This is a genomic window from Thermoflexus sp. (assembly GCF_025055495.1).
Lineage (GTDB): Bacteria > Chloroflexota > Anaerolineae > Thermoflexales > Thermoflexaceae > Thermoflexus.
Window position 1 is genome coordinate 1 of sequence record NZ_JANWXB010000401.1, and the last position, 10,997, is coordinate 10,997.

Annotated in this window: 9 protein-coding genes; 6 read left to right on the forward strand and 3 right to left on the reverse strand. The window is 65.0% G+C overall.

The window, feature by feature from the left end:
- Positions 1-170: 170 nt before the first annotated feature.
- The 6 genes from ssnA to NZM16_RS13020 all read left to right on the forward strand — a co-directional run bounded on the left by ssnA (position 171) and on the right by NZM16_RS13020 (position 5,253).
- The gene (gene ssnA / locus NZM16_RS12995; RefSeq protein ID WP_295450466.1) at positions 171-1,553 is read left to right on the forward strand and encodes a putative aminohydrolase SsnA; all 1,383 of its coding nucleotides are present in this window, start codon (positions 171-173) and stop codon (positions 1,551-1,553) included.
- A gap of 98 nt (positions 1,554-1,651) precedes the next feature.
- Positions 1,652-1,882, forward strand: a complete 231-nt coding sequence (locus NZM16_RS13000; protein ID WP_295450469.1) for a hypothetical protein — start codon at positions 1,652-1,654, stop codon at positions 1,880-1,882.
- A 42-nt stretch (positions 1,883-1,924) separates the two neighbouring features.
- Complete coding sequence (thrB, locus tag NZM16_RS13005) at positions 1,925-2,827, forward strand: homoserine kinase (protein WP_295480757.1); 903 nt, start codon at positions 1,925-1,927, stop codon at positions 2,825-2,827.
- Between the two features lie 183 nt (positions 2,828-3,010).
- The gene (locus tag NZM16_RS13010; protein WP_295480759.1) at positions 3,011-3,550 is read left to right on the forward strand and encodes a hypothetical protein; all 540 of its coding nucleotides are present in this window, start codon (positions 3,011-3,013) and stop codon (positions 3,548-3,550) included.
- A gap of 166 nt (positions 3,551-3,716) precedes the next feature.
- Entirely contained in the window at positions 3,717-4,259 is a 543-nt protein-coding gene (locus NZM16_RS13015; RefSeq protein ID WP_295480761.1) for a metal-dependent hydrolase, read from the forward strand.
- Between the two features lie 97 nt (positions 4,260-4,356).
- Positions 4,357-5,253 carry a class I SAM-dependent methyltransferase gene (locus NZM16_RS13020; protein ID WP_295450481.1) on the forward strand — a complete coding sequence of 299 codons (897 nt, stop codon included), beginning with the start codon at positions 4,357-4,359 and terminating at the stop codon, positions 5,251-5,253.
- Positions 5,254-5,404: 151 nt separating this feature from the next.
- Here the strand turns inward: NZM16_RS13020 and NZM16_RS13025 are convergent, their stop codons facing one another.
- The 3 genes from NZM16_RS13025 to NZM16_RS13035 all read right to left on the reverse strand — a co-directional run bounded on the left by NZM16_RS13025 (position 5,405) and on the right by NZM16_RS13035 (position 10,931).
- Positions 5,405-7,579, reverse strand: coding sequence for a ComEC/Rec2 family competence protein (locus NZM16_RS13025; RefSeq protein ID WP_295480763.1), 2,175 nt, complete (start codon positions 7,577-7,579; stop codon positions 5,405-5,407).
- Between the two features lie 183 nt (positions 7,580-7,762).
- Positions 7,763-9,841, reverse strand: a complete 2,079-nt coding sequence (locus tag NZM16_RS13030) for a hypothetical protein (protein WP_295480765.1) — start codon at positions 9,839-9,841, stop codon at positions 7,763-7,765.
- 313 nt (positions 9,842-10,154) lie between these two features.
- The gene (locus tag NZM16_RS13035; protein WP_295480767.1) at positions 10,155-10,931 is read right to left on the reverse strand and encodes a hypothetical protein; all 777 of its coding nucleotides are present in this window, start codon (positions 10,929-10,931) and stop codon (positions 10,155-10,157) included.
- Positions 10,932-10,997 lie beyond the last annotated feature (66 nt).

Below are 10,997 nucleotides of genomic sequence, written 5' to 3' on the forward strand. Positions count from 1 at the left end.
CCCCCCCCCCCCCCACCTCAGGGGGAGACGAACTGCGTCCCTTCGACTCGATCTCCTCTCCCCCCGGCCCAGGGCCGGTGGAAGAGGCCGGCATGTCGTGCCTTCCAGAGACCAAAGCGCCGGCGTTTCGACGGCCGGCGCTCTCCAGCTTCTCTTCCAGGAGGGATCCCATGACCTGGCTCATCACCCATGGACGGGTTTGCACGATGGAGGATCCGCCCCGGGTGCTGGAGGACGGGGCCATTGCGATCGATGGGGATCTCATCGCGATGGTGGGGACCACGGCCGAGGTGCGGGCGCGTTATCCGGATGCCGAGGCCCTGGACGCCGGGGGGCAACTGGTCTTGCCCGGGAGCATCTGCGCCCACACCCATTTTTATGGGGCCTTCGCGCGGGGCATGCCGCTCCATGACGAGCCGCCCTCGAATTTCCCTCACATCCTCCGTCGGCTCTGGTGGCGCCTGGATCGGGCCCTGGACGAGAAGGCGGTTCGCCTCTCCGCCCTGGTTTGTCTGATCGATGCCATCCGCCACGGCACCACGACCCTGATCGATCACCACGCCAGCCCTTCCTGTATTGATGGCTCCCTGGACATCCTCGCCGAGGCGGTGATGGAGGCGGGTCTGCGGGCATGCCTTTGCTATGAGGTGACGGATCGCAACGGGCCGGACGGTGCGAGAGCGGGGATCGAGGAGAACGTCCGCTTCCTCCGACAGGTCCGGGAGTGGCGGGCCGCCGGGGATCCGCGCGGCGCCTTCCTGGCCGCTTCCTTCGGGCTTCACGCCGCGTTCACGGTTGGCCCGGAGACGATGGAGCGGGCGGTCGCAGAGGCGCGGGCCCTGGAGGTCGGCTTCCACATCCACGTGGCGGAAGATGCAGCGGACGAGGGCCACAGCCTGACGGTCTACGGGGTCCGAACAGTGGAACGCCTGGCCCGGGAAGGCGTGCTGGGCCCGCAGACCCTGTGTGCGCACTGTGTGCACGTGGATGAGGCGGAGATCCGCCTGCTGGCCCGCACGGGGAGCAAGATCAGCCATCAGCCCCGTTCGAACATGAACAACGCGGTGGGGGTGGCGCCAGTGGAAGCGATGCGGAGGGCAGGAGCGATCGTCGGGCTGGGCAACGATGGGTTTTCCAATAACATGTTTGCGGAGATGAAAGCCGCTTATCTGGTTCATAAAGTCCACGCCCGCGACCCCCGGGTGATGGGAGCGGAGGAAGTCATAGCGATGGCGTATCATGGGAACGCGTGCATCGCCTCCCTCTTCTGGCCTCATCCCGTGGGGGTTCTGTCCCCCGGCGCTTATGCGGATATCATCCTGCTGGATTACTGCCCCTACACGCCCTTGACGGCGGAGAACCTGGCCTGGCACCTGATCTTCGGCATCGATGGCTCGCACGTCACCACGACCGTTTGTGGAGGGCGGGTCCTGATGAAAGATCGGCAGCTGCTGACGCTGGATGAGGAACGGATCGCCGCGGAGGCCCGCGCGTATGCCCCCGTGATCTGGGAGCGCTTCCAGGCGATCGCGGAGTCGGAGCGAAGCCTCTGAGGGATCTTTTCCCTTCCTTCTTCGTCCGACCGGCGCTTAGCCGCATGGCTTCTGCCTACGTTCAGGCTTGAAGAGGTCAGAATTGCAAAGGATACAAGATGATCCAGTCGGAATGGGTCGTGGTAGTCAGCGTGGCGATGGCCTTCCTGATGCTGGGATGGTTGGGGTTTATCGTGGTGATCTGGGGCGTTTCAGTGATCGGCCTGATCCGTGAGGGGATCCGTTTCTTTCTCCGGTCTTCGGAGCAACCGGCTGCTTGGTGGGAGCTCTCAGAGACCGATGCGCCGCCCAGCGATCAAGGATCCGGAGGGCCGTCGAAGGCGGCTTGATGGTTTCCTCAGCCTGCTTACACTCTTGCAGAGGGGAGGCCGATGCGGATTCGGGTGCGTGTTCCGGCAACCACAGCGAACCTGGGCCCGGGATTCGATGCGATGGGGTTGGCGCTGGGCCTATATAACGAGATCGAGGCCGAGCCGGCCCCCGCGCTGGAGGTGTGGATCGAGGGGGAGGGCGCCGATGTGCTTCCCCGCGATAGCACCAATCGGGTGGTGCGGGCGGCGGCCGCCTTGTTCGAACGGATGGGATCGACCTTGCCGCCGATGCGCCTGCGCTGTCACAACCGGATCCCCCTGATGTCCGGTCTCGGATCCAGCGCGGCGGCAGTGGTCGGCGGGCTGGCCCTGGCTCAAGCCTGGATGGGGTCGTGGGATCCGCCGGAGGCCCTGCTGGAGTTCGCGGCGGCGCTGGAGGGCCATCCCGACAACGTGGCACCCGCCCTGCTGGGCGGTCTGGTTCTGGTCGCACGGGATGAGGACGGCCTGACGGCGGATCGGGTCCCGATCCCCCCGATGCGGGTGGTCCTGGCCCTTCCCGGTGTAACGGTGTCGACGGAGATGGCCCGCCGTCTGCTTCCATCCCATCTGCCTTTAGCGGATGTTGTTTATCAAATCGGCCATGCGGCGCTCCTGGTCCATGCGTTCCGGGAAGGGGACTGGAAATTGCTGGGCCGGGCCATGCGGGATCGGCTGCATGAGCCCTACCGGGCGCGATTGATCCCAGGTTACGAGCAGGCCGTAGGCGCGGCGCGGGCCGCTGGAGCGGCGGCCGTATGCATCAGCGGGTCGGGGCCGGCTCTGGCGGCGTTCGCTCCGGAGGGCCACGAGGCGATCGCGACGGCGATGGCGGCTGCCTTCGAAGAAGCTGGCGTGCCGGCGCGCACCTGGATTGTGGAGGCGGCCTCCGAGGGGGTGCAGGTGGAAGTGACATCGGGCTGAGCCGCGCGGGCGCGGAGGGACCTTACGCGCTTCCAAAGGGCAGGGAGAAAAGGAGCGGATCCTCCGTTCGATGATGCGGAGCGTCTCATCGTTTCTCGAAATCGGGCTGGGCAGGGGGAGCCGAAGGCCCCCAGCCGAACCCCTGAATTCTCAACTCTTCATCCGCGTGGGGAGGGCTGGGCGATGGGATTCCTCAGACGACTATGGGAGGCCTTCAAGAACATCGCCATCGTGTTCTCGTTCATGGTCAACCTGATCCTGGTGATCGTGCTGGCGCTGCTCTACCTCCAGCTGGCCTCATTGAAGTCCGCGGTTCAAGCGACCGTGGCGCAGCTGGAGGGGATCGTTCAGGATCTGGGAGGCACTCGAATCTCCACCACTATCCCTATCCGGCAATCCGTCCCCGTGGCCTTCGAGCTGCCGGTTCAGCAGGATACGGTGGTGGTCACCCTGGCGCCGGTGCCGATCACCACCGCGGCGACCTTCCAGTTGCCTGGCGGCGGGGGGACCATCAACGGCACCGTGTTCATTAATCTGCCGCCGGGAACCCGTCTGCCGGTCCGCCTGAACATGACCGTCCCGGTCCGCACGCAGATCCCGGTGAACTTCGATCAGCCGGTGGACATCGCCCTGGGGGCTTCGGGGTTAGATCCGGTGGTGATCAAACTGCTGGCGCTGCTGAGGGATCTCAAGTCACTTCTGGATCTAATACCCGGTTCATAGCCCTTGGTCTTTTTAACGATGGGGCAGGGCGAGTGAATCGGTTCCTTCTGGGGGCGAAGATGGGCGCCCAGAGCGTTTGATTTCATCTGCCCACGGCCCGAATAGCCATTTGCAGATTCCTCATATCGACTGAAGCAATCACCATGATCTTGGAACAAAGCAAGCGATGCAGCTACGCACCCATATCGTGATCGGAGCGGCTATCGGCTTATGGGTCGGTGGCCCGATCGGAGGGGCGCTGGGAGCCTTCGCCGGGGTGGTCCCGGATGTGGATCTCGATGTGGGATCCGTGGCGCGGGGCGCGCGCTGGCTGGGGGTGATCGGGATCGCTGGGGGGGCGCTGGGGGGATATCTGCTGAACTCCCCGACGATCGCGGGGCTTTCCATAGCGGGCGGGTTCCTGCTGTTGATGCTGATCCGGCTTCCCCATCGGGGGCCCACCCATTCCCTGGCGCTGGCCCTCCTCTGGAGCCTGCTGGGCGGGCTGTGGCTGCGGGATCCAGGGCTTATCGGGGCATGGGCGGCGGGTTATCTTTCTCATCTCTTTCTGGATGCCCTCACCCCTCAGGGCATCCCATGGCTCGGGCCCCTGTCCGGCGGGCGCCTGCGCCTGGCCCGATGGCGGACCGGCTCCCTCTGGGATCACGCGATCCTGATCCTGGGCGGGTTGATCGGGGTGGGGTGGATCGGATGGAAGATGGTGGGCTGATGCTCGACTGGTCTTGCCATCCGGCGACGCGTTTCCCGCTGTGTCCCCTTCAGCGGAGGCGCTGAGGATCCTAACGATCGGAGGAGGGAAAACACCCGTGTCTGAAGTCCAGGGCTCGCCTCCGGTTTGCGATTACGAGGGAACCGACTACGAGGCCTTCTGGCGGGCGGGTCGCACCTATGAGGACCTGGCCGAGCGGATCGCCCTTCGAGCGCTGTTACCTCCTCAGGGCCATCGGCTGGTGGAGATCGGCGCCGGGTTCGGCCGCCTGGCCGATCTGTATGCCGGCTATGAGGAAGTTTACCTCCTGGATTATGCCCGAACGCAGGTGGAGGCCGCCCAGCGCCGATGGGGGCACGATCGCCGCTTCCGGTTTGTGGTGGCGGATCTCTACCGCCTGCCGTTTCAACCCGGGGTGATGGATGCCGTGGTGATGGTGCGGGTGATCCACCACGTGCAGGATGTTCCCCGCGCGCTTCAGGAGATCCGCGGGATCCTGCGGCCGGGCGGGATCTTCGTGCTGGAGTTCGCCAGCAAGCGCCATTTGAAGGCGATCTTCCGTTACGTGATCCGCGCCCAATCGTGGTCCCCCTTCTCCCTCGAGCCGGTGGAATTCGCCCCGTTGCATTTCGATTTCCACCCGGCGTGGATGCGCGCCCGTCTGGAGGAAGCGGGGTTTCGGATCCGGCGGGAGCGGGCGGTTTCCCATTTCCGCCATCCGTGGCTGAAGCGCCTGATCCGGGCCCCCTGGTTGGCGCGGATGGACGGCTGGGTTCAGGAGGTCGGCGCTCTCTGGAAGTTAACCCCCAGCGTCTTCGTCCAGGCGGAAGCCGGCCCGATGGAAGGATCGAGGGGGGAGGGGCTCTGGCGGTGCCCGGCGTGTCGTCTCCCGGCGGTGGAGCAGGAGGAGGCGGTGAGGTGTCCGGCAGGCCATCGCTGGCCTCGGGAGGGCTCCCTGTATATCCTGCGCCCGCTGGACGAGATGGCCGTATAGCGCCTTGAACGGCTCACCGTTCCCTTCTTGGGTCCTTCTCGGCAAACGGGCACTGATGTGCCCTACTACAAACGGGCACTGACGTGCCCTACTACGAACGATAGGCGGGTCCTCCTATTCGTAATCGGGCACGAGGTGCTCGCTTTCCTTCCTAAGGCCCTGTCCCGACCCACCATGCCTCCCCATCGGTCCACGCGGCGATCCATCGGCGATCCCGGGCCCGCCAGACGTGGCGCAACCCGGAGACGGCACTGGCGGCCCCGCCGGCCGGTGTCCCGCCCACCAGAAGCCCCCAGGCGTTCGTCTGGCGCGCCACCGCCAGGCCGCGGCGTTCATCCCCCAGGGCGATCACCAGATCGGCAGCGACCCCCTCTTCCACCGCGTGTTGCCGGGTGATCACCGCCCACTGCCGGCCGATCCTCACCTGCCATCCGCCTTCGATGGCCTCCAGGGTCACCGCGTCCATCTCCACGCGCAGCCCGACAGGGATAGGGGAATCCTTCCCCAGCACATAACGAATCCGATAGCGATCCTGCAGAGGCTTCAGGTGTTGCGGCGCTTTCTCCCCTTCCACGACCACCAGATCCAGGCGGCGATCGAAGGGTCCCAGCCAGCGTCCCAGCTCGCCGAGGGGCGGATCTCCACCAAGCCACAGCGCCCGATGTCCTCCCGGAGTCTCCAGGAGAAGAGCATGACCGCCCTCGAAGAGCACCATTCGCGTCTGACTGTCGGGCAGATAGGTGAACGCGATCCCCCCCAGAGCGCCGACCAGGCCGAGGACACGGATGGTATGTCGGTGGGGGTGAAGCCGAACGACAAGCTCTCCGAAGGAAAGGCCGTATGCCCGGGTCAGGAAGAACCCCAACCCGATCCCGTAGAGGATCAGCATCCCCTCCAGGTAGCCCGGCGCGATCCGGACGGTGGCCAAAGGCCATCGGGCGGCCAGATCCGCGATCCGGATCGTCCAGGCCAGCGGCCACCAGACGGCCCAGCCCAGGGGCGCGGCGAGGCGGCCGAGGAGCGCCGCGCCGATGGCAGCCGGGATCCCCATGGCCATCACGAAGGGCTGCATCGGGAGCGTCAGGAGGTTGGCCAGAGGGGCCACTACCGAAAGCTCCCGGAAGTGGTAGAGCATCAACGGCGCGGTGGCGATCTGGGCCGCCAGGGAGACCAGCAGGGCCTCGCGGATGGCGTCCACCAGGGCGGCCGCATGAGGATCTCGAAACAGGTGGGCGATCCCGGCCCGCGCCCAGGCCTCCAGAGGAGGGGCCAGGAAGAGCAGCCCCATGGTGGCGGCGAAACTCAGCTGGAAACCGATGTCCTCCAGGGCAACGGGATCCCAGAGGGTCATCAGGAAGGCGGAGAGGCTGAGGGCGTTCAGCGCGTCGCTGCTGCGCCCCAGCATCAACGCGATCACGGTGAGGCTCCCCATCAGGGCGGCGCGCACCACGGAGGCCGACGCGCCGACGAACAGGGCGTAGAGGGGAATGAGGAGCAGCGTGGCCCAGAGGGCCGCCCGCCGGCCCAGGAGCGGGGTGAAGATCGCCAGGGAGAGGGCGGTGAGCAGCGTGATGTTGTATCCGGAGATAGCGACGATGTGGCTGAGGCCGGAACGGGCGAAAGCCCGCTCCACGTTCCAGGGGATGCCGCTCTCGTCCCCCAGCAGGATGCCGATCAGGACGCCGGCTTCCGGATCCGGCACGATCTCTCGCAGGCGCGTCCGCACGTGGCCGCGCACTTGATAGAGAAAGCGGAGAAGCGGATGACCCTCTCCGCCCCTCAGGCGGGCCCATTCCTCCGCCTTCATCTCCCCCAACACCCCCTGGCGGGCCAGCGCCGCGCGCAGATCTATATCCGTTCGAGGGGACGGCCGGCCCACTCGACCGGTCAGGCGGAGCCGGTCGCCGTAATCCGGCCGGCCATGGGGCAGATCGACCCGCAGCAGGGCGGTTCCACCATCGGGCCGGAAGCGGAACCGCGAGCCCGCCCCCCGTTCGATCGGGTCATCCACCACCACGCCTTCCACGGTGATCTCCGCCCCTTCCGCGACAGCGCTCGCCACGGGGGGCGGAAGGGTGGGGAGGAGGCGCAGGGTCCCGCGGAGGGCGCCGGCGAGCGCGATCAGGCCAAGGAGGGCGAAGCGGCGGGCGACGGGGCGTTCCCGCATGGCCCATCCGAGGGTAAGGAGGGGAATGCCCCAGAGGGTGAAGAAGGCCGTCCAGTGCGGGAAGAGGGGCTCCTCGGGAAGCAGGTTCCGCGTCATGAGAAGGCCCGTCAACCAGGCCAGCGCGGGCAGGAACAGCGGTGCGCCGCGGAGATCCGGCAACCCCCTCCCGGATGCAAAGGGAAGCCTATCAGCGGGTATGGGTTGCATGTAAGGGATTTGCGCTTGAATGGACATCAATCGATATCGATAAGATGCCATTCAGGGGTCTGATGCGAACGTGCGACGCTAAGCGCCTTCGCGACGAGCAACGTTTCTTCGGCAGCCAGCGAGCGCACTCCTCCCCTAACGCATAACCAGGGGGAGATAGAGAGAGCGGCTCAGCTCCCGAATTCGAAGGGCGACCGTATCCCCACGAGCGTTATGGACGTAGAAGGCGTTTGCCTCCCCAGAGAGGTGCCAGGCACAGGACTGGAAATGCAGTGACGCGACTTCCCGGAGGCCGGTGGGCTGACTGGCGTCAAAGACCCGCAACGCTGAGATGGGTGGTTGGATCTCGCTGTAGCTACACCGCGTGTCCAGCGCATACAGACGTGAACCGCTGGCGGCAATCCCTCTCCCAACTTGGCTATACAGTCGGCCATACCGAAGATCGTAACTGCCCACGATGCGCGGGGCATCCGGACGAGAGGTGTCAACGATGAGGATCCGATAGATCTCTCGGTTCGATTGATCTTGAGCCCGCTGAAGGACGTAGGCCCGGTTCGGAGCGGCTGCGAGGTCGAGCACGGATGGCCCTATCTGATTGTTGGGGTGTGGCAAATCCACGTGGCCCACCACTCGGGGCCGGGTCGGGTCGATGACGTCAACGACCAACAGCCGGTTCACATCGATCGCATATGCGTAGTTTCCGGAAACGACCAGCCGCTCGGCATACATCGCGGTTGAGCCGATCAGCTGGGGGTTTGCGGGGTTGCTAACATCCAGGATCAGAAGGCGATAGCCATTCTGGTAGCCTCCTGCGTAAAGAAAATGCCCAACGGCGCAGATCGTCCGAATCCCGTATTCGGTAATCACGCGGGCGCGGCGGGGGGCAGTGGGATTTCGGGCGTCCAAGATTTCTAAACGTCGAGGATATTCGTATAGTAGATAGACCCGGCCGTTAGCCGCGGCGATATCTATCGGGTTTCGGTCGAGCAGATCGTGTGTCGCCAGCAGGCCGAAGGGCGTGAGGCGGCGGGCGTCGAGGATCCAAAGCCGGTCTCCGACCGCATATAGATAGTTTCCATCAGCTGCAGAGAGATAGATTTGCCCGAGGACGGGGAAACCGGAGACCTCTTGCGGTTGGGCGGGGTTGCGGACGTCAAAGATGCGGATGCCGTTCCACTCGTCCGCGATGTAGACATACGAGCCGAGGACGGCTACCCAAGCGGCTTCCCGGGAGAGCTGCACAGATCGGATGTGGCGAGGTTGGCGCGGGTTGCTGATGTCGACAACCGCCAAGGTGCCCCTGATCCCTTCGTAGGATCTATCCTCGCCGACCGCATAGGCGTAACTTCCGGCCACCGCCACGTGGCTCATCACCCCGGGAAGCTCCGCCTTGCTGATCACCTGGGGGCGGGCGGGGTCGCTGAGATCTGTCACGACCAGCTCGCTGATGTTCGCGGAGATGTTATCGACCACCCCGTATCCGTAGCGGCCGGCGATCACTTCGATCGAGTTCGGAGGGGATTGCACGTGCCCGACCTTTCGCGGATTGTGAGGGTTGCTGACGTCTAAAACGACGGTCTGATCCCATAGCGTCCCTACGTATGCATATCGATCGAACAGGACGATTTGGTAGGCGGGAGTTGCCCATTCCTTATACTCCGAGATCTCTACAGGCGAGGCCGGGTTGTTCAGGCTGAAGATCCGCAGGCCGCCGTCTGATAGCAGCAGATTCCGCGAGTCAAAAAAGGTCACATATAGAAAGCCTCCCGCCGCAACGGCCCTGAGGTAGCGTTCCGTGGCGATTTTAGGCGCGATATGGGTAACGACGCGCGGCTGGTTCACGTTGTTGATGTCCAGCACGTAGATCCCCTGGCTGATCACATACGCGTAGGAGCCGAACACCGCGATGTCGCTGATCTGGGCGGTCAGGTCGGCGTGCCCAACCAGGGTAGGCCGGAGGGGATCGGCGACGTGGAGGATCACGAAATCCGTGCCTGCGCCGATGTAGGCGTATGGGGGGTGGATCTTCACCACTCGCACCGGACCGCCGATCTGGGCCACGGGCTCGACGATCACGGCTCCCTGGGCCGAGGAAGCGCCCTCGACGTCCGGCGGCGGCTCCTGGGCAGACCCGAAGGCTCGAACCGCACCGGAGGGCATGATCAGCAGGAGAACCAGCCAGAAGACGATCGATCGCCGATGCCGTCGGTTCATGGTGGTCTCACCTCGATCCCTTGAACGGTGAGTGGGTGCGCGGGACAATTCGTCTGGCGGGGCGCGATCATCCATCTTGTCCATTTTTCATTTGCGGTTTTCAGGAGCGGCGCAGGGAGCCCTTGCCCCTTCGCGCTGTCCTCGAAAGGCGTTTTCTCCCCCCTCCCTGTAGCCCAGAGGGCTCCGGGAAGAGGGGAGGGGCCACTCTCTTCCGGACGGGATTCGAGTCCTCGAATCCCCCGTTGATAACCGGACAAGGCACGTGTTTTTGTTTTCCCATATACAATGATAGCCATTCACCCTTACGACTCTCTTAGGGGAGCTCGAATTCGGACCCCACACATCCAGGGTTGGCGCACACCACGCCCTGTCCCTCCCGCACCGCGATGGGGATCCACAGCCACGGCTGCCCGTTGCGCATGATGAGCGGGATCCGGACCCGCCCGTCGGGAGTGTAAGCCAGACCAGACGGCGGATGCAGGCCGTCGTAGAGGTAGCCCAGGGCCGTCAGGTTCAGGATCCCATCCACCTCCCGGTTCTCCCACTCTTTCGCCTTCACGTATCGTTCGATCTTCTTCTCCCCCGGCCATTCGACCGGCGGATCGCCGAGGATCACCCGGCAATCCCCGCCCCGGTCGGGATGCCCGTCTCCGTTGGCGTCCGGCACCGGCTCGCACACCTCCCGCTCACCCGGGATGTCCTTCACCCACCGCTCCTCCAGCCGCAACCGCACATACCACCACCGCTGGAAGAACCCCGGGAAGACCGGAAGCTTCACGTCCCCTACCGTGACGTTCACCGTCTGTCCCGTCGCCGGATGGGAGGCGTAGGGGAAGTTCAGCGCCACCCGCCGGTCGGGCGCCAGCTCCAGGTTAATCCCCCTGGTGGGATACTGCAGCACCCCGGGAGCCAGGGCGGGGGTTTTACCGCCGAGGAACACAGGCGCCGACCACAGCTGTATCCGGATGCAGGTGGTGCCCGCCGGGACGTTGTGGGCCTCGTGCGTATTCGCGGCGAGGACGCGGTAGTCGATGTAATCGGATTGCCGGAGTGCGAATTCGTGAACCAGGGCGGACACGAACTTGATCATTTGTTCTTCTCCTTATTCGTCTTCTTCCGCCAGCGCGGCCGCGAGCGCAAGAAGTTCGAGAGCCTC